At 60.3% G+C, this 25099-nt stretch carries 18 protein-coding genes and 1 pseudogene; 12 read left to right on the top strand and 7 right to left on the bottom strand.

The annotated features are described in order from the left end of the window. Nucleotides 1-161: 161 nt before the first annotated feature. The 6 genes from BSL82_RS11145 to BSL82_RS11120 all read right to left on the bottom strand — a co-directional run bounded on the left by BSL82_RS11145 (nucleotide 162) and on the right by BSL82_RS11120 (nucleotide 6622). Nucleotides 162-938 (bottom strand): glucose 1-dehydrogenase, encoded by a 777-nt coding sequence (locus BSL82_RS11145; protein ID WP_072597588.1) that lies wholly within the window; start codon nucleotides 936-938, stop codon nucleotides 162-164. Between the two features lie 9 nt (nucleotides 939-947). Continuing rightward, nucleotides 948-1973 (bottom strand): phosphotransferase family protein, encoded by a 1026-nt coding sequence (locus BSL82_RS11140; RefSeq protein WP_072597587.1) that lies wholly within the window; start codon nucleotides 1971-1973, stop codon nucleotides 948-950. Then, nucleotides 1970-3217, bottom strand: coding sequence for an acyl-CoA dehydrogenase family protein (locus BSL82_RS11135; RefSeq protein WP_072597586.1), 1248 nt, complete (start codon nucleotides 3215-3217; stop codon nucleotides 1970-1972). Before BSL82_RS11135 ends, BSL82_RS11140 begins: the two co-directional genes overlap by 4 nt. Before the next feature lie 60 nt (nucleotides 3218-3277). Further along, the gene (locus BSL82_RS11130; RefSeq protein WP_335743910.1) at nucleotides 3278-4477 is read right to left on the bottom strand and encodes a thiolase family protein; all 1200 of its coding nucleotides are present in this window, start codon (nucleotides 4475-4477) and stop codon (nucleotides 3278-3280) included. A 333-nt stretch (nucleotides 4478-4810) separates the two neighbouring features. Next, nucleotides 4811-5380, bottom strand: a complete 570-nt coding sequence (locus BSL82_RS11125) for a VOC family protein (RefSeq protein WP_083579166.1) — start codon at nucleotides 5378-5380, stop codon at nucleotides 4811-4813. A gap of 72 nt (nucleotides 5381-5452) precedes the next feature. Next, complete coding sequence (locus BSL82_RS11120) at nucleotides 5453-6622, bottom strand: saccharopine dehydrogenase family protein (RefSeq protein ID WP_072597584.1); 1170 nt, start codon at nucleotides 6620-6622, stop codon at nucleotides 5453-5455. A 464-nt stretch (nucleotides 6623-7086) separates the two neighbouring features. On the opposite strand from BSL82_RS11120, the gene BSL82_RS11115 reads away from it, so the two are divergent. From BSL82_RS11115 to BSL82_RS20515, 12 genes and pseudogenes are all read left to right on the top strand, one after another. Next, nucleotides 7087-7869 carry an SDR family NAD(P)-dependent oxidoreductase gene (locus tag BSL82_RS11115; RefSeq protein WP_072597583.1) on the top strand — a complete coding sequence of 261 codons (783 nt, stop codon included), beginning with the start codon at nucleotides 7087-7089 and terminating at the stop codon, nucleotides 7867-7869. 154 nt (nucleotides 7870-8023) lie between these two features. Continuing rightward, nucleotides 8024-10288 (top strand): TonB-dependent receptor, encoded by a 2265-nt coding sequence (locus BSL82_RS11110; RefSeq protein ID WP_072597582.1) that lies wholly within the window; start codon nucleotides 8024-8026, stop codon nucleotides 10286-10288. A 180-nt stretch (nucleotides 10289-10468) separates the two neighbouring features. Further along, nucleotides 10469-12826 (top strand): membrane-bound PQQ-dependent dehydrogenase, glucose/quinate/shikimate family, encoded by a 2358-nt coding sequence (locus BSL82_RS11105; RefSeq protein WP_158010840.1) that lies wholly within the window; start codon nucleotides 10469-10471, stop codon nucleotides 12824-12826. A 123-nt stretch (nucleotides 12827-12949) separates the two neighbouring features. After that, nucleotides 12950-14116, top strand: coding sequence for an MFS transporter (locus tag BSL82_RS11100; protein ID WP_072597581.1), 1167 nt, complete (start codon nucleotides 12950-12952; stop codon nucleotides 14114-14116). Between the two features lie 35 nt (nucleotides 14117-14151). Continuing rightward, nucleotides 14152-14909, top strand: a pseudogene (locus BSL82_RS21790) (IS5 family transposase). 283 nt (nucleotides 14910-15192) lie between these two features. After that, nucleotides 15193-16122, top strand: a complete 930-nt coding sequence (locus BSL82_RS11085) for an NAD(P)H-dependent flavin oxidoreductase (RefSeq protein ID WP_226998438.1) — start codon at nucleotides 15193-15195, stop codon at nucleotides 16120-16122. Next, entirely contained in the window at nucleotides 16119-16931 is an 813-nt protein-coding gene (locus BSL82_RS11080) for an enoyl-CoA hydratase-related protein (RefSeq protein WP_072597579.1), read from the top strand. Before BSL82_RS11085 ends, BSL82_RS11080 begins: the two co-directional genes overlap by 4 nt. Nucleotides 16932-17026: 95 nt before the next feature. Then, nucleotides 17027-18223 (top strand): acyl-CoA dehydrogenase family protein, encoded by a 1197-nt coding sequence (locus BSL82_RS11075; RefSeq protein ID WP_072597578.1) that lies wholly within the window; start codon nucleotides 17027-17029, stop codon nucleotides 18221-18223. A gap of 2 nt (nucleotides 18224-18225) precedes the next feature. Next, a complete protein-coding gene (locus BSL82_RS11070; protein ID WP_072597577.1) occupies nucleotides 18226-19338 on the top strand; it encodes an acyl-CoA dehydrogenase family protein in 1113 nt (370 codons plus the stop codon). A gap of 76 nt (nucleotides 19339-19414) precedes the next feature. Next, entirely contained in the window at nucleotides 19415-20932 is a 1518-nt protein-coding gene (locus BSL82_RS11065) for an aldehyde dehydrogenase family protein (protein WP_072597576.1), read from the top strand. A 124-nt stretch (nucleotides 20933-21056) separates the two neighbouring features. Continuing rightward, nucleotides 21057-23552 carry a TonB-dependent receptor gene (locus BSL82_RS11060; RefSeq protein WP_158010838.1) on the top strand — a complete coding sequence of 832 codons (2496 nt, stop codon included), beginning with the start codon at nucleotides 21057-21059 and terminating at the stop codon, nucleotides 23550-23552. Nucleotides 23553-23674: 122 nt separating this feature from the next. Further along, the gene (locus tag BSL82_RS20515) at nucleotides 23675-24328 is read left to right on the top strand and encodes a hypothetical protein (RefSeq protein ID WP_158010836.1); all 654 of its coding nucleotides are present in this window, start codon (nucleotides 23675-23677) and stop codon (nucleotides 24326-24328) included. Here the strand turns inward: BSL82_RS20515 and BSL82_RS20010 are convergent. Beyond that, nucleotides 24259-25016, bottom strand: a protein-coding gene (locus BSL82_RS20010; protein ID WP_193408578.1) for an IS5 family transposase whose coding sequence is annotated in 2 segments (ribosomal slippage) — nucleotides 24259-24683 and nucleotides 24683-25016 — 759 coding nt in all. Because the reading frame shifts where the segments join, the coding sequence is not laid out codon by codon here. The two genes, BSL82_RS20515 and BSL82_RS20010, sit on opposite strands and share 70 nt — an antisense overlap. Between the last annotated feature and the right edge of the window lie 83 nt (nucleotides 25017-25099).

Raw genomic sequence — 25099 nt, 5'->3', positions numbered from 1 at the left:
GCTCGTCTCACTCGAAGGAATGGTGTGTCGCTGCAATGCTTTGCGCGAACGCAGCTGGTGGGACATTCTCGGAACTGGCTTTCGCCGGTTGCTGATGGATAGCGAAAAAGTCAGTCTCCAGATTCTCTGTCTCGGAAGAGGTCTGTTATTTGGTGAGCCGATTATGGGCTGCTCCGTATCGTCGTGCCGCCATCGATCACGATGCTCTGCCCGGTCATGTAGGCCCCAGCCTTCGATCCCAGAAACACTGCAGCTCCCGCGATCTCGTGCGGCTCTCCAATCCGTCCGAGCGGGGTCGACCGCCGAAGTGCGGCTTCCGCCTCGGGCGCCTCCCACAAGGCTCGGGCGAAGTCGGTTCGAATGACGCCCGGCGCCACCGCATTGACCCGGACGTTGTGCGGCCCGAATTCGACGGCGAGATTTCGCGCAAGCTGAAAGTCGGCTGCCTTGGAGACATGATATGCTCCAATGACATCCGATCCAATCAATCCGCCGATGGACGAGATGATGATGATCGCGCCATCACGGCGCTCGATCATTTCCGGAGCCACCATCGAGATCAGCCAGTGGTTTGCGAGCACGTTGTTGTCGAAGATTTTGCGAAACTGATCGTCGCTGATCCCCGCCATCGGGCCGTAATAGGGGTTGGACGCGGCGTTGCAGACGAGCACGTCGATACGATCGAACACCTCGCGCGTGCGCCTGACCAGCATTTCGAGCGCCGCCTTGTCCGAAATGCTCGCGGCGATCGCCACGGCGCGTCCTTTGCCGTACTTGGCGTTGATGGCAGCGGCGACCTCGTCACAGGCTGCCTGCTTGCGGCTCGAAATGACGACGCGAGCTCCCGCAGCCGCATAGGCCTCTGCAATCGCGCGGCCGATACCGCGCGACGAGCCTGTGATGACCGCAACCTTTTCCGATAGATCGAACAAGTCCATGACCATCTCCTAATTGCCTGTGGCGCCGGCTTTGCGTGCCTCTGCCCAAGCGGATCTTGCGAGAGGCAGGACCCGGGCGGCGGTTGCCGCGGCTTCCGCGCTCGACGCATTGCCGTCGGCCAGCCGCTTCTTGACCCCCTGGACGATGCCCGCCAGGCGAAACAGGTTATAAGCGAAATACCAGTGGAGATCGGGTAGGCCGTCGCGCCCCGCGGCCTCGCAATAGCGGGCGATCATGTCCTGAAGCGAAGGCAAGCCCGCCTGCTCCAGGTCAAGACCACCGAGACCTGATCGCCCATCGAACGGTATCGCCCAATTCATCGCGAGATAAGTGAAATCGGCGAGCGGGTCTCCGATAGTCGCCAGCTCCCAGTCGAGAACTGCCTGGACCCGAGGTTCCTCCACTCCATAGATGAGATTGTCGATCCGGTAGTCGCCATGGATGATCGAGGCACGAGTCTGTTCGGGAACAGTGCGGGGCAGCCATTCGATCAACTGTTCAATCTCCGGGATATCGTCGGTCTGCGCGGCCCGGTACTGCTTCGTCCAGCGATCGACCTGACGCGCGAAAAAGTTACCGGGTCGCCCGAAATCTCCCAGGCCGAGCGCCTGATGATCGAGGCGGTGCAGCGCAGCCAATGTATCGACCATGGCCTCATAGTAGGCGCGTCGCTCAGCCAGTTGCAGGCCGGGCAATGATCCATCCCAGAAAGTTCGCCCTTCTACCAGCTCCATCAGATAGAAGGTGGTCCCGATCACGGTCGCGTCGTCACACAGCGCGATGGGAGCCGGGGTCGGGAAGCCGGTCGGGTGCAGCGCCGACATAAGGCGAAATTCGCGCTCGACCGCATGCGCGGACGGCAGCAATTGTCCGAATGGCTTTCGACGAAGCACGTAGCTTTTGCCCGCCGTGGCAACCCTGTAGGTCGGGTTGGATTGACCGCCGGGAAACTTCTCCAGGGATGCCAGCTTGGTGAAGCCCGGCACTACGCCCTGCAGCCAGCGTTCAAGAACGGCCTCGTCGAGGTCGCTCACCGTCTTTCGTCCCGATACTTGGCGAATTCGGAACGTGCAATCGCGCGCGCGTGGACTTCATCCGGTCCGTCGGCGAACCGCAGCGACCGGACATGAGCCCAATCGGCAGCGAGCTCAAAATCGCCGGACACGCCGCCGCCGCCATGCGCCTGGATCGCATCGTCGATGATGGCGAGCGCCATATGCGGTGCCTGGACCTTGATCATCGCGATTTCGTTCCGGGCAATCTTGTTGCCGGCTCTGTCCATCATGTCGGCGGCCTTGAGGCAGAGGAGTCGTGTCATTTCGATGTCGATGCGTGCCCGCGCGATCCGCTCTTCCCAAACGGAATGTTCTGAAATGCGCTTGCCGAACACCGTGCGCGACCCGAGGCGCCTGATCATCGCTTCAAGCGCCTCTTCAGCCAGACCGATCGTCCGCATGCAATGATGAATGCGGCCGGGCCCCAGACGCCCTTGCGCGATCTCGAAGCCACGCCCTTCGCCGAGCAGCAGATTTTCTACCGGCACCCGCACATCGGTGAGCGTCACCTCTGCGTGACCATGAGGGGCATGATCATAGCCATAGACGGAGAGGAGCCGCTCGATCTTGACGCCAGGCGTATCGAGGTCGACCAGGATCATGGCCTGCTGGCGGTGAACTTCTGCCTGCGGATCGGTTTTGCCCATCAGGATCGCGAGCTTGCAGCGCGGATCGCCGGCGCCCGACGACCACCATTTACGCCCGTTGATGACATAATGCTCGCCGTCGCGCCGAATGGACGTACCAATGTTGGTGGCGTCGGATGATGCGACGTCGGGTTCCGTCATGAGGAAAGCAGAGCGGATCTCGCCGTCCATCAGCGGTCTGAGCCAGCGGTCCTTGTGCGCCCGTGTCCCGTAACGATGGAGAACTTCCATGTTCCCGGTGTCCGGAGCCGAACAGTTGAAAACCTCGGAGGCCCAGCCGATCCGGCCCATCTCTTCAGCGCACAGCGCATATTCGACGTTGGTGAGCCGCTCTCCAGAAAACTCGAACGTGTCATCGACATGCGACTGTCCGCCCGACGGCGGCATGAACAGATTCCAAAGCCCGGCGCCCCTGGCCTTGTCCTTAAGCTGCTCGATCGTTTGCAGCGGCTTCCATCGATCGCCGGTCGCGAGCTCCTGTGCGTAGCCCTTCAATGACGGTCGAACTTCACGAACCATAAATTCGCGCACGCGTCCGCTAAAATCCCGTTCACGCTGCGTAAGAGAGAAATCCATACCGCTCCTTCCAAATCTGCTCGCGGCCGGTGTTCCTGGAACGACCAGTGACCGCCTAGGTCAGGCGGCGAGAACCGTCACGACAGCCGCTGCTTCCTCGACCCCGTGGTGACCGCCCCCGTTTTCGGCGACCGCAATACGAGCGCCCGCGACTTGGCGAGGACCCGCCCGACCCCTGAGCTGGGTAACCAGTTCATGAATCTGACCCAGCCCGGTGGCCGAAATCGGATGACCTTTCGACTCGAGACCTCCCGACGGATTGACCGGGATTCGTCCCCCCAGGGCGGTCTCCCCTCGAGCCGCGATCCACCCACCTTGACCCACTTCGCAAAAGCCGAGATTCTCGACCTGAATGATCTCGGCAAACGCAGATGCATCGTGAACCTCGGCGACCGACACGTCCGACGGACCGATCCCCGCCTCCTCATAGGCTTTCATCGCGGCCTTCCGGCACAGATGCCTGTCAAACTCTGCCCATTCGCGATCACTCCCGCTCGTGAGCACGGTCGAAAGCAGTCGAACTGGAGCAGCGTCGTTGAAGCGGCTTAGCGCCGCGCGCGTGCATAGCAGCGCTGCGGCGGCACCATCGCTGATGGGGGAGCACATCGGCAAGGTGAGGGGCCATGCAATCATCGGAGCGTTCAGGACCTCCTCGATACTCATATCCTGTTGGTATTGAGCGAGAGGGTTCATTGTGGAGTGTCGGTGATTTTTGGACGCCACCGCCGCGAGATGCTCTTGCGTGGTGCCGAACATGCGCATGTGGCCGCGCGTGACCGACGCATAAAGCTCCATGAAGGGGCTCCGCACGCCTTCCGGCGTTCCCGGTGGCGGAGAGAGGCCGTTGCCGATCGCGGTCAGGCGCTCTGCTATCGCATCCAGATCGTGAACGTCCCAACCGCCATCGAAAATTGCCGACGACTTCAGCTTGTCGTCCGAGTGCATCTTCTCGACACCGATTGCCAAGGCTACGTCGGTGAGCCCGGCCCTGAGCATCATCGCGGCTTGATGGAGAGCCGTGGCGCCGCCCGCGCAAGCATTCTCGACGTTGACGATCGGGATTTCCGAGAAACCCATGCTTCGCAAGGCTACCTGACCACGGATGGCATGCTGCCCTTCCATGATCCCTTGCGTTATATTGGAAAATACCGCGGCGCCGACGTCTCCCTGCTGGGCGTTGGCGTCGGACAGAGCATTGCCGACAGCTTCGGCAACGAGCGACTTTACGGATCGGTCGCGGTGCTTGCCGAAGCGGGTCATTCCTACGCCGACAATGAAAATCTCTTCCATCGCGTTTCCTCATTCGGGACTGCCAAACAGGCGAAGCGTGAGCCGATCGGGGCACGCGCGGCCATGATTGGAGAATGCAAGGTTACATATCTGACTTTATAGTCAGAGTCTACATGCTAATTTTGATGATTGCGCCAGGTGTGCGTGCGCGTGGGACATATCGGGGCGCGAAACCCGAGGCCTACCGGCTCAGGCTCCACTGCGTTGCCCGATCACCCCGAGAATCCAAAAGGACGAACTCGCGTTGCTGTGGGAAACACATGATGAAAGCCCCGCTGTTGTCAAAGGGCGATCATCCGCGCACTAGGACAAAGGCGACCAAGTGCGGATCGGATCTCGACCGTCCCAATTCTGGGAATGCATTTCAATCGCCTCGTACAGCGCCCGCTTGGTTCCCAGATATTCGGAGATCTCAACTATCGAATCTGGTCGAGACGGCTGAAAGACATAAGCAAAGCGGCTATGTTCACCAAGGGGTGAGCCGGTTTGCCCAACGACATATCCTTGCTTTTGCAGTTGTGCCAGGACGTCGTCGAACGTCTCAACCCAATAAGCCATGTGCTGCAGGCCCTGGCCCTGCTTGAGTGCGAAGTCGCGCAACAGTGACGGTCCGTCGTTCATCAGTTCGAGCAACTCGATCTGCATTTTGCCGGCATAGGACCAGGCGCCCCTTACGCGTGAAGCCGTCGGTTTGCCGAAATAGAGTTGATCGCTGATCTCAGGCGATTCGGCGACGTAGAAAGGCCCCACGCCAATGTCGGTCCATGCACGGATCGCCTGGTTGAGGTCGCGTACCACGAAGCCGAGTTGCCGGATCGGTCCCAATGGTTCCATCGCCAGCCGCGCTGTCAGGGCGTCATCTTCAATGGACATGTCGGCGGTCCTTTCGCGATATTCCTGTATTATCGGCTGGTTGGGCTGACACAAAGCAACCGATACGTGCCATTAGGCCACGCTGAAGGACATGCCTGCGCGTTGTTCGAGGCGGCGCCGAAGCGGTTCGCCCAACGCTGCCGCCGCAGTCCAGACTCCTCCGGTAGCCGTGGTTCCGTCTTGTGTCAGGCACACTGCGCACTCCGCCACTATGCGCGGCGTAAGCGCATAAGGATCTCCCTCTCCAGTGACTGTCGTGCTGATTTCCTGCCCTGACGCTGTACGCCCGACGAAGATCATCTCGAATGAACCCGCGGCCAACTCGGCCTCGCTCGGGCCTTCGCCCGGTTTCAGGTCGATCTGCAAGGCCCGCACGACATTCGACCAGATATTGGCATCCGCCGCCTCCCGCGCGGAGTCCGCATCCTCCGCACCTGGAAGCATGATCATTTCGTCGTAGGTGAAATCCTTGCCATAAGACCATCCAAGCAGGGCGTTCGACAGATGGACCGATTTCGCATTCATTCCTGCCAGAATGAACGGTGCCACCCAGCTCTTGACGTCCGGATCGAATACCGGTGCATTCCCGACGGGCTGCGCCGGGCCGTCGAAACCCGGTACGAGCGCGAATGGGTTGGCGAGTAGCTGGGGTATCTTCGGGTCCGCGCCGGCGGCCTGGATGCTTGCCCGCCCACTCGCGAGCGTGCCGCCTGACAGTCCGCCGACCAGGCGGCGAATACGTCCTTTGACCGTTTTTGCCGGAGCGCCGAACCGCTCGCGAGCAAGCTCCTGAAGAAAAAAGACTCCCAGGTCCGACGGTACCGAGTCGAAGCCGCACGTGAAAATCAAGCGTGCGCCAGATCCGGCTGCGACTTCCTGGTATCGGTCGAGCATTTTGCGGATCCAGACAGCGTCGCCGGAGACGTCGACATAGTCGGTCCCATTATGCGCGCAGGCGGCGACAAGGGGTTCGCCGACGTTTGCAAACGGGCCTGCTGTAGAGAGGATGGTCCTTGCCCGTTCTGCAAGCGATGCGGCTGCCGCTGCGTCGGTGATATCGACCTCGATCAGCTGAACGTGGCTGGGCACCTCGAAGCGGGCCTGAATGCTCCGCAGCTTTGCCATATCGCGCCCCGCCATCGCCCAGCGGAGTTCGCTACCGTAGCTTCGAGCCAAATGTTCGCAAGCGAGCTGGCCGGTATAGCCAGTCGCGCCGCAAACGATGATATCGAATTCCTTCATCTGGCTCTCCTTTTCGGTGTCGCACCCAGCTCATTCGCCGAACGACATCCTCGCAAAACTCGCCGTATTCCGGGGCAATCCTTCTGGACGCGAATTCAGCGAAAGGCACGCTCGGCTGACGTCGAATGCGTGCCCCGCCGGACGGCGCCGGGTAGCTCGCGATAAATAATTGACGCTGGGGTCAGATTTGTCAACATGTCTTCACCGAATCATCAGTCCCTTTTTCGAGCGCTTCTTCTTGCAAAGGCTGCGAGATCGGACGCAACCAAGATTGCCGTAGATTGACGCGCACAACTACGATTGACTTTAAAGTCATTTAGTGAAACATGAAGGTAGATTTGCGGTGTGGCGTCGGGCGATTGCTCTGCCGAGGCCTGGCCGGGTTGGCATCCAGGCCCTGCGACAGCCGGGCTTGGCGACTGCCGACTGCGAACGGACTCCCAATTCCAAACTCGGGGAAAGATATGGATAGCTTGATGGACTTGACTGGCAAGATCGCCTTGGTGACCGGCGCTGGGCAAGGTGTCGGACGCGCGACGGCGTTGCTCTTTGCGCAGGCTGGCGCCAGCGTCGTAGTGAACGATTTTCACATCGACCGCGCGAAGGCTGTCGCAGACGAAATCGAGGCCTTCGGCGGCGTGGCGATGGCGCGGCAGGCTGACATCACGAACCTTGCAAGCGTCGAAGCGATGACAAGCGAAGCGATCGCACGCTTTGGGAGGATCGACATCCTCGTGAACAATGCCGGCAATGCTGGTCCATCGGATCCAAACATCAGTCCGAAACCATTTTGGGAAACGTCGCCTGAAGAGTGGGAGCCTTTCATTGCGACAAATTTCAACGGTGTCATGAACTGCTGTAAAGCGGTGCTGCCCTCGATGACGCAACACCGCGGCGGGCGGATCATCACCGTCATATCGGATGCTGGTCGCGTCGGCGAACCTCATCTGGCTGCCTACTCGGGCGCCAAGGCCGGCGCCGCCGGATTCATGCGCGCGATTGCGAAAGCGGTTGGACGCTTTGAGATCACTGCCAATTGTGTGGCGCTCTCGACCATCCGCACGCCGGGCGTCGCGTCGATGATCGACGAGGATGCGCTGGGCAAAATCCTGAAATCCTACGTTATCCGGCGCCTGGGCGAGCCTTCGGACGCCGCTGGCCTGATCCTGTTTTTGGCATCAGGCGCCGCGGCGTGGATTACCGGCCAGACCTATCCGGTAAACGGCGGATATGCCTTTTCGAGCTAGTTCGGCCCGCTTCGCCTCGACCGGGAGGAGATGCGGGTTAAAACTGACCACAAATATACAGTATTGACTTCATGGTCAGATTATATAACTTTTAATTCGGTGTCCTGCCGGTTCAATAGACGCAGGGCGGTCAAAAGATCGAGGGAGATGGAGAATGGCTGCAATAGGTTGCCGGAGGGCGAAGCTGCTGGGATCGGCGGTTTCTGTTTTTGGATTTGCCTCGCTGTGTGTGCCGCAGGTGGCCTGGGCTCAGCCTGCTGAAACGGCCCAAGGCGGATATGTCCAGCCCGATGCCGTGGAAGACATCATCGTCACGGCGCAGAAGAAAAATCGCGCCGAGCGATTACAGGACATTCCCGTGTCTGTGACGGCGCTCGGATCCGCTCAGCTGGAGCGTACGCATTTTCAGAACCTGACCGATATAGCGATTCGCGCGCCCGGCGTTTCGCTGGGCGCAAATGGTGGCGCGCGAGGTTACGCCTCTTCCAATATTCGTGGACTGGGCACCGCTTCGGGCAATCCCGACTCGCAGCCTGCGGTCGGCGTGTTCGTCGACGGCGTCTATCTGGGCGTCAATGCCAGCACCAACATGGACACGTTCGACCTCGAAGGAATTGAAATCCTGCGCGGGCCGCAAGGCACGCTGCAAGGTCGAAACGTAACCGGCGGCGCCGTACTGCTCACGACGCGGCGACCCGGGGACGAATTTGCGGTCTACGGCCAGGTCGGTATCGAGACGGGGCCCGAATATAATCTGGCGGGCAGCGTCGAGGGTCCGATCGTGGCGGACAAGCTCCTCGCCAAACTATCCGGCTATTATCGCAATGATCGCGGGTGGTTCGACAATCCGTCGCTCGGCCGGAAAATGGGGCGGGAGAAGAACTGGTTTCTCCGGCCGACGGTCGTCCTGAAAATCGGCGACGCCATAAAGGAAACGATCATTGCCGAGCGCGGCCGCACCCGGGGTGACGGATCGGTATTCCAGAATATGCCGCAGGGCGCGGTCACGGGCAGCCTGGGCTTTGAAAATCTTCAGGGAAATCCAGGCTACACCCGCACGGATTATACGTCAGTCACGTCGGAAACGCAGATAGATGTCGCATTTGGCGACGGTGTTATTACAAACCTGTTCAATTACAGGCACTTGAAGAACGAATTCCAGAGCGACTATGACGGTACGCCCGCCTATATCTTTGATAACACCGACTATCTGAATCAGCGTCAACATAGCAATGAGCTTCGTTACGCAGGGCGGTTCGGCAAACTCGACATTACCGCCGGCCTATATTATTTCCATCAGAAATATTTCTATCTTCAGGACCGACAGATCCTGAATGCTACAATCAATCGAACCTATGGTGGGGATGTCCGGCAGGAATCAATCGGCGTCTTCGCCCAGGGCGAGTTTTATGCGTCCGATCAACTGTCGTTCACGCTTGGCGGGCGATATACGGACGAAAACAAGCGCGCGACTATCTATCTTCAGCCCACAAACAACAACAGCGCGTGTAACTTTGCAGCGAAATCATGCGATGTACCCGGCGGTCCGCCGCCCTTCGTCGGCAAGCATAAGTGGCCATCATTCACCCCGAAGTTCGGCATCAATTACCAACCCGAACAGAATGTTCTGATTTTCGCCAGCGTCAGCGAGGGTGTTCGGAACGGCGGCTATAATGTCCGGACGAACGCCGCCGCGGCCTCCGCTCCCGGGGTGACCCCGGTGGTGTTGGCGAACACCATCCCGGCCTACGATCCGTTTTTCGACGTCGAAACGGTCTGGTCGTACGAGATTGGTTTCAAGTCCGATCTCTTCGATCGCAAGGTGCGCCTCAACGGCTCCGCCTATCTGAGCGACGTCAGTGACCTGCAGCGCGATATCACGGTTGCATCGGTGACTCAGGGCACGGTGTCCGTTGTCGCGAACGCGACCGACGCCACCATCCTCGGATTCGAAGCTGAGATGACGGTCATACCCGTGCGGGGCCTCGAACTGACCGGCAACGTCGGGTACGTGGATATCCAGTATAAGAACGTGCAGTTTGATCTCAACGGCGACGGCAGCATCGACAGCATCGACTACGGCTTGGTCCCACCACGGACGGCCCCCTGGAACTACAATATCGGTGCAGCGTACACGACGCAGCTGCCGAACGACATGCGTGTGGTCGGAAGTGTCAACTACAGCTTCCGCTCTCGCGGGCCGGCTAACGATGCCAACACTCGCTTCCTGACCGCGCGCAAGGATCTGAGCGCCAATCTCACGCTGCATCTGCCCGGTGATCACTTCCAGTTCTCGGTTTATGGCAGAAACCTGCTCAACACCTCGAACGAAGGGTTCGTTCAGGACGCTTTCAACTACACGCTGAGAGCTTTGCTCGAGGGGCGATCGATCGGCGTGCAAGCTAAATTCCGCTATTGATGATGTGGTTTTGAAACCGACCGATCAGATAGGGGGCCTGCCGATGCGGGCCCCCGCCTCCTGGTTTCGACAAGGAAGGCAGATGCGCCACCCGCTGCAGGAATCGATCCGCAACCTGGGGGCAAGGTCCGACGGCATGTTCCGTGGCAACGGAAACACGCAGTCAAGACAGGTTGTGCTGTGATCAGTGGCAGGCCGAGCGTAACCCTCCGGGTGCTCGCCACCTTGGTCGGTCTTTGGTCGGCCGGGTTCCTCTACGGCGGCACACTGCTCGTCAGCTTGGACGGTTCGCCCTATTATCTATGTGCAGGTCTTTGGCTGGGCGGCTTGGCCGTCGCAATCTGGCGGGCAAGTCGCTGGGCATTGTGGGGCGTGGGACTGCTTGTGCTTGCCACGTCGGTGTGGACATTTAACGAAAGCGGGCTCGACATTTGGGCGATGCTACCGCGTCTCGGGTGTCTCGGTCTGCTCGCAATGGCACTCCTTATCCTGACGATAAAGGGCTCATTCGGCGGTCGGCCCATGAATGCGAAAGAGCTTGCAGGCTCGGCAGCGCTGCTATTGCTGATCCTTTTCATGCCCATCGCGGGTCTCGTTGTCGCTTCAGCTTCACCCGTTGCGACAACGGTTCTGCGAGCGGATCTGCCTTCCCAAGAAGCAGGGGCCGGAGACGACTGGACCGATTACGGCGGCACTCCCGAAGGTTTGCGGTTTACGCGTCTCGCTCAGATCACTCCGGAAAATGTCGCAGATTTGACGCCGGTCTGGACCTACAGCTTCGGCGACGCCGAGCCCTATAATCTGCAGATCGCCCCCCTGAAAATCGGCGGGCTCGTCTATGCATGCAATAGTACGAACGTGGTCGTGGCACTGGATGCCGCCTCGGGCAAGCAGGTGTGGCGTTTCGACCCCAAACCGGACCTTCGGAGTGCTCCGTTTCGAGCCTGCAGAAGCTTGGGATATCACCGGGATCCCACGCGGGCGGGCGCGTGCCAGACCCGGATCCTAGAAACGACCGTCGATGCGCGCCTGATCGCGATAGACGCGTTGACCGGCCGGCCGTGCCGTGATTTCGGGCGCGATGGTCAGGTCTCTTTGCTCGAAGGCTTGGGCCCCGTGGCAAAGGGATATTATTTCATCAACGGTGGCCCGACGATTGCCCGTGGCAAGATCGTCGTGGGGGCAGCGGTCGCCGATAACCAGAAATGGGGCGAGCCCTCAGGCGTGATCCGGGCGTTCGATGTCACCACGGGACGACTTGCATGGGCTTATGATGTCGGCGCCCCGGATCGGATCGGCGCCCCGCCACCCGGCGATACCTATACCGCATCGACACCTAACAGCTGGGCACAGATGGCCTATGACGAGAAGCTGGGCCTGATCTACGTTCCGACCGGCAATGCGACGCCGGACCATTATGGCAGACAGCGTCGCCCGATCGACGATGAGATATCCAGTGCATTGATGGCCCTCGATATTGAGACCGGGCGACGGCGCTGGATCTTCCAGACCACACACCACGATCTGTGGGATTATGATTTGGGCTCGCAGCCGGTGCTTTTCGACATGCCGACAGCTTCGGGCCCGGTGCCGGCTGTCGCACAGCCCACAAAGCGCGGCGAGATCTTCGTGCTCGATCGCGCGACGGGTGTGCCGGTGACGAGGGTTGAAGAGCGGCGCGTACCCATCGAAGGAGCGGCATCAAGCGAACGCGTATCGCCGACGCAGCCCTTTTCCACGGGGATGCCATCCCTCGCCGGCGAGACGCTTCGCGAGGCCGATATGTGGGGCGTTACTCCGCTCGACCAACTTTGGTGCAGGATCACCTTCAAACGCGCCCGTTATGCAGGCGCGCTGACGCCGCCAGGGCCTACGCCAAGCATCATGTATCCGGGTTATGCCGGGGGAATGAATTGGGGCAGCGTGTCGATCGATCCCTCACGACGGGTGCTCGTCACGGTTTCGACTTATCTGGCGAATTACATGCGCCTCGTTCCTCGTGCGGAGGCAAACCGGGCCGGCGCCTTTGCGATGGGTGAGGGACGCGAGGGGCTGGATGCCATGCGCGGAATCAAGGCCCAGGCGAACACGCCCTATGCCGTGGAAACGCACAGCTTCCTTTCTCCTCTTCAGGTGCCGTGCCAGCAACCGCCATGGGGGCGGATCAGTGCGATTGATCTGACTGCCCGCAAGATCCTTTGGTCTCGGCCGTTGGGCACGAGCCGCGACACGGGGCCCATGGGATTGCGCACGATGCTTCCTTTGACGATAGGTGTGCCGTCGCTCGGTGGCGTGCTCGTCACCCAAACGGGCCTCGCCTTCGTGGCTGCCAGTAATGATCGACGCTTTCGCGCTTTCGACACATCGACGGGCCAGGAGCGCTGGGCAGCCGACTTGCCCGCCTCTGGTATCGCGCCCGTGATTTCCTACCGCGATGCAAGGAGCGGGCGGCAATTCATCTTGCTCGCTGCGGGGGGACACAAGCCTCTGGGGGCGCGAGGCGGAGACAGGCTGGTGGCATATGCATTGCCACGATGAGCAGAGCGATTCCGAGGTTTGCCAGGAACTGCATCTGCCATGCACCAATCGGCGTGTTCGGCGACATTGGGCCGGAACGTCTGAATTGCTGCTGATTAGAACATAAGACAAGGGAAGTGCGTCATGACAGGCATGAAAACTTTTCGGCGCGACCCGGCTGCGACTGCGTTCGCAGCAGCATTCGCTCTGCTGCCGTCTTCGGCAGCGGTGATGTTCTATTCGCAGGGCTTCTTCCTGGGGCCGGTCACGGCGGAATTCGGGTGGACCCGCTCCGAGTTCATGGGAACGGTCACAATAGCGCTGATTGCGCTTGCCGTTCTGTACCCGCTTGTCGGGAGATTGGGAGATCGCTTCGGCGCACGCCGCGTGCTCGTGCCGGGCATATTGCTGTTCGGGCTCGGCATGATGTCCCTTTCGCTGGTCGGAAACAGCCTGGCGCTCTACACTGCTTTGACGGTCCTGGTCGGTATGGCAGGCGTGGTGCAATCGCCGCTGCTCTACTCGATGGTCGTTGCCCACCGGGCGCCGTTGCATTCACGCGGCAAACTCATCGCGATCTGCACCACCGGGGTTCCTCTCGGCAACATGGCCGTCCCGCCGCTCGTGGTGTGGCTCATCGCCGAGTTCGGGTGGCGTGGCGCACGCGTTGGGCTGGGCCTCGCGATCCTATTTTGCGCCCTTCCCGTCGCACTCCTGTTCATGGGCGATGCCCGTCGACGTATCACATCCGCTTCTGAGGCGACGCGCAGCGCCGCCCTATCCGTTATATCTCGTCGACCGGGCACGCTGCTTGTCTCGGCGATATTCCTTAGCGGCATGGCGCTTAACGGCTTCCTGGTGAGCCTCGTGCCGATGGTTACCGATCGCGGCCTACCGGCATCGGACGCCGCGGGCATTCTCATTGTGGCGGCCATCGCAGGTGTTTTCGGCCGGATCGGCGCCGGCTGGTTACTCGACCGTGTTCAGAAACCGCAGATCGGTATCCTCTGGTATGTCACGGGCACGATTGGAATCGGACTATCCATTTACCCAGGCAGTCCCTTGATTCTGATCGTCGGTTCGGCCTGCCTCGGATTGGCTTTGGGAGCTGAAACGGAACTCGGCGCGTACTACACGAGTCGATTCTATGATCGGAAGCATTTCGGTGAAGTCCTGGGTTTGTTGAGCTGCTGCTACACGATCGGCGGCGCTCTCGGCGGACAGATCTTCAGTTTCTTCTTCGACCAGTTCGGAGACTATGTACTAGGGTCCAAACTCAATCAGCCTCTTGAAAATCGTTGGTCTCATTGATTCAAGGCGTTTTCGCTGAAGAGGAGGCCTTGGGGATGTCGCGTTCGTTGTTCTGGCTATCGGATGAAGCGTGGACAGCAATCGAGCTCCACTTGCCCAAGAACCAGCCAGGAGCACGACGTGTTGATGACCGGCGGGTGATCTCCGGCATCGTTCACATGCTCAAGTGCGGCGGTCGCTGGGCAGATTGCCCCGCCGAATACGGGCCGGCGACGACGGTCTACAACCGATGGAACAGGTGGAGCCGGCGGGGCATCTGGACACGCATCCTGGCTGCACTGACCGAAGAAGGCTGGATCGCCGAGACCGGGCAGATCGATAGCAGCTACATCAAGGCTCACCGTAGCGCCGGTGGGGCAAAGGGGGGGCGCGAGCCAATGCCATTGGGATCTCGCGTGGCGGCCGGACAACAAAGATCCACGCCCTTGTCGACGTCCTCGGACGGCCGCTTCGTCTCGTCCTGACGCCCGGCAACACATCGGACGTGAAGGGCGCCGACCTGCTCATCAACGAAACAGCGGGAATGAAGCGGGTGATCGCCGACCGCGGCTACGACGCCAATCGCATTAGGACCATCCTGCGCGAACAGGGCACGACCCCGGTGATCCCCGGCCGCCGCAACCGCAAGCGCCCGATCCAATATGACAAACGCCGCTACAAAGATCGCTGGCGGGTCGAGGCTATGTTCTGCCGCCTCAAGGATTTCCGCCGGATCGCTACTCGCTACGACAAGCTTGCACGAAACTTCCTCTCAGCCGTAAGCCTCGCTGCCGCTGTGGCTTTCTGGCTCTGATTGAGTCTCAACCCTAGTATCGATACTCGCGGCCGTCATGGTCGCCGCAAGCGCAGCCCTGCTCGCCGCACTGCCCCCTTATCCGGCAATTCCGAATGATCATGGTCGCTGATCCAGACTCAAAAGGCGGTACTGGATCTGCGACACTACGCACTATGGAGTTACTAGGTTGACTTTTAGGTCAGATCAGATACTCCCGTAATATCGCAAACTGGCGTTGTGACGCCGAGTCTATGGAGGGACGAAAGCAATGATTCCCGCCGCCCTGGATGGGCGTCTTCGCATGCCGGCCATCGTTTCGCCAATGTTCCTGATCTCGAGTCCCGATCTGGTGGTTGAATCCAGTCGTGCAGGCGTCATCGGGTCCTTTCCGGCTTTCAATCAACGAACCTCCGCAGGCTATGAGGATTGGTTGAAAGACATACGGAACAGGCTGACGCCCGCTGACGCGCCGTGGGCGACGCAATTCTCCGTTCACAAATCGAACGCGCGGCTGGCCGAGGACATCGCGCTGACTGTGAAATACCAGGTTCCGATCCTTATCTCTTCGATAGGCATCACGCGTGAGGTAACCGACGCGATTCATGCTTATGGAGGTTTGTGCTTCCATGACGTCATCAATGTCCGTCATGCGCAAAAGGCGCTCGAGGCGAATGTCGATGGCATCATCGCCATCGCGTCCGGCGGGGGTGGCCATTCAGGCACCTACAACCCATTTGCGTTTCTGGGGGAACTGAAGCCGCTGATGGGGGACAAAACCCTTCTGCTGGGTGGGTGCATCAGCGACGGAGCGGCGCTGGCTGGCGCGATCTCGGCTGGTGCCGATATGGGATATATCGGGACGCGGTTCATCAACACGACCGAAAGCACCGCGTCCGACCGCCTGAAACGGCTTCTGATCGAGTCCGACATCACCGACGTTGTTTATACCGACGAGGTCGATGGCCTTGGTGGCAGTTGGCTCAAGCAAACGGTTCCAGCCCCTGGCCATTTCGGAGATCTTGGAGGCGCCAAGGTCGATATCAGCAAGGTGCTCGGAGAGCCAAAGCGCTGGAAGGACATTTTAAGCGCCGGGCAAGGTGTAGGGTCGATCCATGATGTCGTTCCCACCGCGGTGCTGATCGATCAGTTCGAGCATGAATATCACGCTGCGATCGACAGAGTTGTCGCCTTGCGAAGCGCTCTCGCAATCCGAGGAGGCAAAAACACATGACAGATGTGCCCTTGCAAGAGGATCCCAAGGCAACCGTATTCGAACATATAGAGGTTCAGCGCCGGGGTTCTATAACGATCATCACGATCGCCCGGCCCGCGGCCCGCAATGCGTTGCATGTGCCCGCGCATTTCGAACTGGCCCGAGCGCTTGACGACTTTGCCGCCGATGATCAGGCGTGGGTCGCCATCATCACAGGGTCTGGAGACCGTGCCTTTTGCGCTGGGCAGGACCTCTCACAGCCTCTGCCTGTCGACGCATCCGACCTTCCACCTTCCGGCTTCGGTGGGATGACGACCCGCTTCGACCTTACAAAGCCGGTCATCGCTGCTGTGAACGGCTTCGCGTTCGGCGGAGGGTTCGAACTGGCCCTGGCCTGTGACCTGATTGTCGCCAGCGAAACTGCCCGCTTTGGACTTCCCGAACCGAAGGTCGGCGTGGTCGCACTTGCCGGCGGTATACAGCGCATCACGCAGGAACTGGGGTTGAAGCAGGCTATGGGTCTCCTTCTTACCGGGGCCACGCTTGCGGCAACCGACGCGCAACGGATGGGTGTGGTCAATGAAGTCGTTCAGGGCGATGCCATGGACGGCGCCTTGCGCATGGCGGAGGCAATCCTGGCGTGCAGCCCTCTGGCGGTGAGAGCGACGAAGGAAGCGGCCATGGCCAGTCTTTCCTTACCTCTCACGACCAGCATCCGCGATATATGGACACGACCCGCCGTACAGCAGGCGATCGGCTCACAGGATGCTCAGGAGGGGCGGAATTCCTTTCTCGAGAAGCGTCCGCCTCGCTGGAGCGGAAAATAGAACCAGTCTGAGTTCCAGAACTTTTGCAGAGGCGGCCAGTGTGACCGCCGGATGTTCGCCGGTTTCCGGCGGTAGGTGAAGAAAAGGCGAGCCCGATGGACCTCGATTTCACGATGGAGGAGGAGCAGTTCCGTGCCGAGGTGCGCGCCTTTCTGAAGGCCAAGCTGCCGGCTCGAATCGCTGACAAGGTGCGCACGGGCAAACGCCTGACCAAAAAGGATCATGAAGAATGGCATGCCATTCTTCATGAGCGCGGTTGGCTGGCGAGCCATTGGCCGCCCGAATACGGCGGCCCAGGGTGGACCACCGCACAGGCGCATATATTCGACGAGGAAGTCTCGCTCGCCTACGCGCCGAGAGTCGTTCCCTTCGGCGTGTCGATGCTGGGCCCGGTGCTCATCAAGTTTGGATCGAGCGCCCAGAAGAAGCACTGGTTGCCCCGCATTCTGGATGGATCGGATTGGTGGTGTCAGGGCTATTCCGAACCCGGCGCGGGCTCGGACCTTGCGAGCCTCAAGATGAGCGCCGTACGACAGGGTAGCCATTATCTGGTCAATGGTCAGAAGACCTGGACCACACTCGCCCAATATGCCGACATGATATTCTGCCTGGTGCGTACATCGACAGAGGGCAAGAAGCAGGCGGGTATCTCCTTCCTCCTGATCGACATGAAGTCGCCTGGCGTGGAGGTGCGACCGATCATAACGCTCGAAGGTGAGCATGAGGTCAACGAGGTGTTCTTCACGAACGTTCGCGTTCCGGTGGAGAATCTCGTCGGCGAGGAGAACATGGGCTGGACCTACGCCAAATACCTGCTGACGTACGAACGTACGAGCGAGGCTCGCGTCGGTGCCGCAACCGCAGCCCTCAGTTTTCTCAAACAGATCGCGCAGACGGAGCAAAAAGGGGGGCGCCCCCTGGCCGAAGATCCCCTTTTCGCCGCACGTATCGCGCGGGTCGAAATCGACCTGGAGAACATGAAGACCACAAATCTGCGTGTCCTTGCCGGTTCCGGAAGCAGCGCGGCGCCGCTCGAACTCAGCGCAATGCTCAAGATTCGCGGAACCGAGATCAGGCAGGAACTGGCCAGCCTCGCGCGCATAGCGCTGGGGCCATATGCCCAACCCTTTGTGTCCGAGGCGCTGGACGAAGATTATCAGGGTGCGCCGATCGGCCCGGACTATGCCGCCGGCATCGCCGCCCATTATTTCAACGAAAGAAAGCTCTCGATTTTCGCCGGGTCGAACGAAGTGCAACGCGAAATCATCACCAAAGTTAGCTTGGAACTCTGACCATGGACTTTCAGCCTAGTGCGGACCGGTCGATGCTCGCCGAAACGCTCGGTCGCTATCTCCAGAAGCGATACCCGGTCGAGGTACGACACCAGATAAGCAGCTCTACGGCTGGCTGGTCCCCAGCTCATTGGCGCGAACTCGCCGATCTCGGCGTCTTGGGCGGGCTGGTTTCGGAGTCCGCGGGCGGCTTTGGAGGAGAAGGTTTCGATATCGCTGCGATCTTCGAGCAACTGGGACGTGTCATAGCCGTCGAACCGTTTCTCGGAACACTCATGGCGGCCCGCGCCCTGGCTCTGATCGGCGGTCATGAAGCACTGATGGGGGAGGTCCTCACCGGCTCGGCAATGTTGGCTTTCGCTCATGAGGAGCCAACGAGCCGCTATGATCTGACAAGCATCAGAACGAGCGCCAAGTTCGACGGGACCGAATGGATCCTCACCGGCACCAAGGCGGTGGTGGCGCACGTCGAGGCCGCGGACCATGTCCTCGTTTCGGCGCGTGTTTCGGGCACAGAAGGCGACCAGACGGGCGTGGGTCTTTTCCTGGTCAAGCGGAACGCGCCGGGACTTTCGATCCAGGGCTATCCGCTGATCGATGGTGGCCGCGCGGGCGATCTGCACCTCGTTGACACGCCGTCCACCTTGGTCGCTGAAGCCGGCTATCCCGTCATTGAGGATGCCGTGGCGGCAGGCATTGTCGCGCTTAGTTGGGAAGCCGTCGGGATCATGGATGTGACCAGGATGGCGACCCTGGAGTACCTGCGAACGCGCCGACAGTTCGGAGTTCCGATCGGTAAGTTCCAGGCGCTTCAGCATCGCATGGCCACGGTCGCGCTCGAAATCGAACAGGCACGATCGGCTGCGATCAATGCTGCCAATGCCCTGCAGGGTGATCGCATCAAGCGCGAGCGTAGTATCTCGGCGGCGAAATATACGATTGGTCGGGCAGGGACACTGGTTGCGGAAGAGGCGATCCAGCTACACGGCGGTATGGGAATGACCTGGGAACTTCCAGTGTCGCATTTCGCCAAGAGGCTGACGATGATCGGTCACCAACTCGGCGATGAGGATCATCACCTCGCCCGCTTCATTAAACTCGGAGAAGCTGTGTGAGGATGCGGCCAATCGCCGCGCGTTGCCGTGCTTCCGTTTGCAAATGATCGCTCCGAGAATTTCGAAGGAACTCGCCATGAATAACGCATCTGACTCCGCCGTCCTCAGCCAATTTGCATACTCCGAAGCGGCCCATCGGGCGCTCGGCCGAGCGCCGGCGCTCTTCATCGACGGAACGTGGGTCGCCTCGACGCATGGCCGGACCATTCCGGTGATCGACCCCTCGAGCGGAAAGCCGGTCGGTGCGGTGGTCGACGCATCGGACGCCGATGTCGATCGCGCCGTGGCGGCGGCGCGCAGGGCGTTCGATGACGGTCGCTGGTCGCAATTGCCCGCCGCGGCCCGCGAGCGCATGATCCAGAAACTCGCGGATCTGATCGAGGAAAATTGCGAGGAGCTTGCCGAACTCGAAGCGATCGACAACGGGAAGCCCAAGACGGTCGCGGCCGCGAACGATATTCAGCTATCCATTGGAATCCTGCGGGAGATGGCCGGCTGGTCGACGAAACTTGGCGGCGAGTTGATCGAACCCTCGATGCTGCCGCGCGGAACGGTACATAGCTACGTCCGGCGCGAACCCATCGGGGTGGCGGCACAGATCGTTCCCTGGAACTTTCCGCTTTTCATGGCCGCCGCCAAGATCGCGCCGGCCCTGGCCGCGGGCTGTACGGTCGTACTCAAGCCCGCCGAGCAAACATCGCTGACCGCACTCCGCCTCGCTGACCTCATCGCTGAAGCGGGCTTCCCGGCGGGCGTGATCAACGTGATCACAGGCCATGGCCACAGCTGTGGTGATCGCCTCGTCAAGCACCCCGACGTGGACAAGGTCGCCTTCACCGGGTCGACCGAAGTCGGCAAGACGATAAACAGGCACGCGACCGATACGCTCAAGCGGGTGACGCTGGAGCTCGGCGGCAAATCTCCGGTCGTGATCTTTCCGGATGTTGATGTGCAAGCGGCTTCCTCGGGCGCTGCGGGCGCGATCTTCTTCAACGCGGGACAAGTCTGCATTGCCGGCTCGCGTCTCTACGCGCATCGATCTATCTTCGATAAAATAATCGAAGGGGTTGTCGATGCGGCGGCCTCCTGGCAACCGCGGGCGTCGCTGGATCCGAACGCCCAAATGGGCCCGCTTGTGTCTGACGAGCAATTCCAGCGCGTCATGGGTTATATCGAAGCGGGCAAAAAGGCCGGCGCCACGGTTGCCGTCGGCGGAGACGCCCCGGCCTCGGACGGCGGCTTTTATGTCAACCCGACCGTTCTGGTCGATGTGGCGCCCGACATGAGCGTCGTACGCGAGGAGATCTTCGGCCCCGTCCTCGTCGCTCAGCGTTTCGACGACCTGGACGAGGTCGCCCGGGAAGCGAACGACAGCGAATATGGCCTCGGCGCAAGCGTGTGGACGCGCGATATCGCCACCATGCACAAAATGGCGGCGAAGATCAGGGCTGGGACTGTTTGGGGAAATTGCCATGCGATGATCGATCCGGTCCTCCCATTCGGCGGCTACAAACAGTCTGGTCTGGGACGCGAGATGGGACGCGCCGGCGTCGAAGTGTACACCGAACTCAAGACCGTCATCATCAGCCTTTAGATCGCCACTGCAAAAGCGGTTAAGGGTCGAATCTGGCAACTCCGTGGGCCGGAGGCCATTTCTCGGCTGCGGATGCCAGCGCCGGCGTTCGCTGCGGCGCGCGCGGTTCCCCGGGGCGGGATCCTTGGCGCGCCCGCAGTCCGCTCCTGTCCGAGTTGACTTGGCATCGCCGCCTGTTGCGCCGCACGGGCCCAAATCCGCCGACATCCACCTTCGCGAGCAGTTCGCCCGGGCCGGGATCCTCCCGCAGGCTTCTGGAAGCGTCGCCGTGCGCACCTCCGCAGTACACCTTGTGACCATCAGGTATTACATATTGACTCCAGAGTTGACTCAAAGAAATCGTAAGTTAATATCGTCGATACGCTCCCACCTCGGCGAGGTTTCAGAGGAGCGATCTGGAGAATATCGGAGGGGAGATCTTATGCGGAAATCGCGAGGGACCAGTAACGGCCATTTTACTCTCATGCCGGGCGGCGTTGCTCGCCGACACGGCGCACCGCGTTCCCGCGCGTTGCCGCGGTTAGCATGCGGGGTCGCGTTAATCGCAGGCTTTCCGCAGCTAAGTCCGGCCCACGCGGGCGGGACAACGCCAACGCCAACGCCCGAAACGATCGTCGTAGACATCGTGGTGACCGCCAACAGGCGCTCGGAACGTGCGCAGGACGTCCCGATTGCGATCAACTCGGTGTCCGGCGCGGCGCTGGCCCAGCGGGGAGTGGCCGACACGTCCGAACTTCAGATGATCGCGCCGTCGCTGACGTTCAACAACCCCGTGAACGTGGGCAGCCCGTATGTCCGCGGCATTGGCTCGGACCAGACCGATCCAAGCTCGGAGTCTCCTGTCGCTGTGTATGTCGATGACGTCTATATCGGCACGCCCTTTTCGACGATGTTCAAGCTGATGGGCGTCCAGCAGATCGATGTTCTCGCGGGACCTCAGGGCACCCTGTTCGGCCGGAACACGACCGGCGGGGTCATTCAGGTCCGGACGCTGGATCCCTCGCACGATCTAACACTGAACGCATCGGTCGCGTACGGGAATTACGATACGATCGCCGTTCCGATCTATGCGAGCGTCGGTCTGTCCGACACCATCGCAACCGATCTGTCCTTCCTTTACGAGGATCAGGGCAAGGGCATGGGCCGCAATCTTTTTCTCAACACCGATACCTACCGGCAGACAGACAACAACTTCAGCGTCCGCAATAAATGGCTTCTGGACCTGGCGCCGACCACAAAAGTGCGTCTGGCTTTCGATTATACGTCCGCAGCCAGCAACCTCGATTACCAGAAGGTTCAAGGCACATTCTTTCCGCCAGCAAATGCGCCATCCGTCGGGCTCGGCTACCCGGGGGCGCACAACTCGCAGTCGGATTACCCTGTGACCAACCGATTGAAGGCGGGCGGTGCGTCGATGACTGTCGATCAGGAAGTCGGCGCCTTGCAACTGACCAGCGTCACGGCTTATCGAAGGACGCACACCTTCTATACGCTGGACCTCGATGCCTCGCCCGCTCCCCTCGCGCCGTACAGCTTCAACGATCACTTCCGAAGCTTTTCCCAGGAACTTCGGCTCAGGAACGTCGATCCCGCTGCACGGCTGAAATGGGTGGCCGGCATCTTTTACTATAATGCAAAGGGCGACATTAGCCCGGCGGCCCTGGCCGGCGTTCCCTTGATCTATAATGCGCAAAAGACAATGTCGATCGCCGCATTCGGGCAGGGCACTTTCGCTATCACGCCGACGCTCAATCTCACCGGCGGCCTGCGCTACACCTACGAGCGCCAGCAGAACCCGTCGGAGTTTTTTGGCGTGCCGGCCTATGCGCGGCAGAGCGTGTCGAAACCGACCTTCAGGGTCTCGATCGACAATCACTTCATGCCGAACGTGATGGGATATGTCTCGTTCAACCGCGGTTTCAAGAGCGGCGGCTACAATCTCTTGACGCCAGACAATGCCTTCCAGCCGGAGAGACTGGATGCCTATGAAGCCGGGCTGAAGACCGAATTCTTCGACCGAAGACTCCGGCTTAACATCGCCGGCTTCTATTATAATTACTCGAACCAGCAGGTTGTGATCTCGGGGAACGGAACGACGATCACCCAGAATGCTGCATCGTCAAGGATCTATGGGCTCGAAGGAAACCTGGAGGCGCGACCCTTCGCCGGCCTGACTTTGGCAAGCGGCATTTCGGTCATGCACGGCCGCTACCGTAATTTCCCGGATGCCGACGACAAGGACGCAAACGGAAACCAGCTTGGACCGACGGATGTTACCGGAAATCACACCATCAATACTCCGAACCTGGTGATCTCCGGCTCGATCAACTACGGCTTCGATACGAGCCTTGGCAAAATCGCCGCGGACGTGGCCGTCACCTACAACGACGGCTTCTACTGGGCGCCGAACAACAGGCTGAAGCAACCTTCCTACGCGCTCGTGAACGCCGGTCTTTCCTTGTCGCCAAATGGCGGGCCGGTGACGTTCCGCATATGGGCAAAGAACCTGACTGACTCGCAATATTATCTCACCCGTACCACCGTCGCGCCTCTTGTCGGCGATACGCAGGTGCAGGCGCCGCCACGCACCTACGGTTTGACGGTCGCATATAAATACTGAGCCCGGGATGGGGCCGGATGTGCGATCCGGCCTCACTTCGATGCCAGACTTCATCGTTCTCGTTCGAAATCTCGATTGTTTCGCGATCGGCCCAAAGGTCGCGCCGGCGGAAAGATTATCTCATGAGATCCGAAACCCGGCAGGCCGGCGCTGCTTCGGTAGCTTGGCTCGGTAAACCCATCAGCGCCTCGATCGTAGCCCGGGTCATGGGAATAAACCTGGTTTCTTCGATCATTCTCCAGATAGAGCCGATGCTGCTGGCGGGATTTGCCAGTAGGGGTATTATATCCCTGAGCGAGATCGGCCGTGTCGCTACCGTCGAACTGGCGGCGATGGCACTGGTGACGACATGGAGCGTCGCCCGGCTACCCTACACGAATGTTCGCAAATATAGCTTGTTCGCGGCGCTGCTGGCGCTGATCGCCAATGTTACCACCGCGTGGCTTACCACCGCGACCGCGATCTACAGTGCGCGTGCGCTGAGTGGTGTTGCTTCGGGGATATTTTTGTGGGTTATCATCGGCGTCATCACCCGATCCAAATCACCGGCGCGACTGAACGGGATCAACATATTCGTACAATGCGCTTCATCCCTCGTCGCCGCGACCCTATTCAGCAACTATTTGATTCCACATTATGGCGCTGGCACAGGTTTCGCCGTGTTAGGGGCGTTGGGCGCTTTGGTTTTCCTAGGGTTGAGACTCAATCAGAGCCAGAAAGCCACAGCGGCAGCGAGGCTTACGGCTGAGAGGAAGTTTCGTGCAAGCTTGTCGTAGCGAGTAGCGATCCGGCGGAAATCCTTGAGGCGGCAGAACATAGCCTCGACCCGCCAGCGATCTTTGTAGCGGCGTTTGTCATATTGGATCGGGCGCTTGCGGTTGCGGCGGCCGGGGATCACCGGGGTCGTGCCCTGTTCGCGCAGGATGGTCCTAATGCGATTGGCGTCGTAGCCGCGGTCGGCGATCACCCGCTTCATTCCCGCTGTTTCGTTGATGAGCAGGTCGGCGCCCTTCACGTCCGATGTGTTGCCGGGCGTCAGGACGAGACGAAGCGGCCGTCCGAGGACGTCGACAAGGGCGTGGATCTTTGTTGTCCGGCCGCCACGCGAGATCCCAATGGCATTGGCTCGCGCCCCCCCTTTGCCCCACCGGCGCTACGGTGAGCCTTGATGTAGCTGCTATCGATCTGCCCGGTCTCGGCGATCCAGCCTTCTTCGGTCAGTGCAGCCAGGATGCGTGTCCAGATGCCCCGCCGGCTCCACCTGTTCCATCGGTTGTAGACCGTCGTCGCCGGCCCGTATTCGGCGGGGCAATCTGCCCAGCGACCGCCGCACTTGAGCATGTGAACGATGCCGGAGATCACCCGCCGGTCATCAACACGTCGTGCTCCTGGCTGGTTCTTGGGCAAGTGGAGCTCGATTGCTGTCCACGCTTCATCCGATAGCCAGAACAACGAACGCGACATCCCCAAGGCCTCCTCTTCAGCGAAAACGCCTTGAATCAATGAGACCAACGATTTTCAAGAGGCTGATTGAGTTTGGACCCTAA

It is taken from the genome of Tardibacter chloracetimidivorans (genome assembly GCF_001890385.1).
In the GTDB taxonomy this organism is placed as follows: domain Bacteria; phylum Pseudomonadota; class Alphaproteobacteria; order Sphingomonadales; family Sphingomonadaceae; genus Tardibacter; species Tardibacter chloracetimidivorans.
This window is presented reverse-complemented; position numbering and strand designations above follow the sequence as displayed.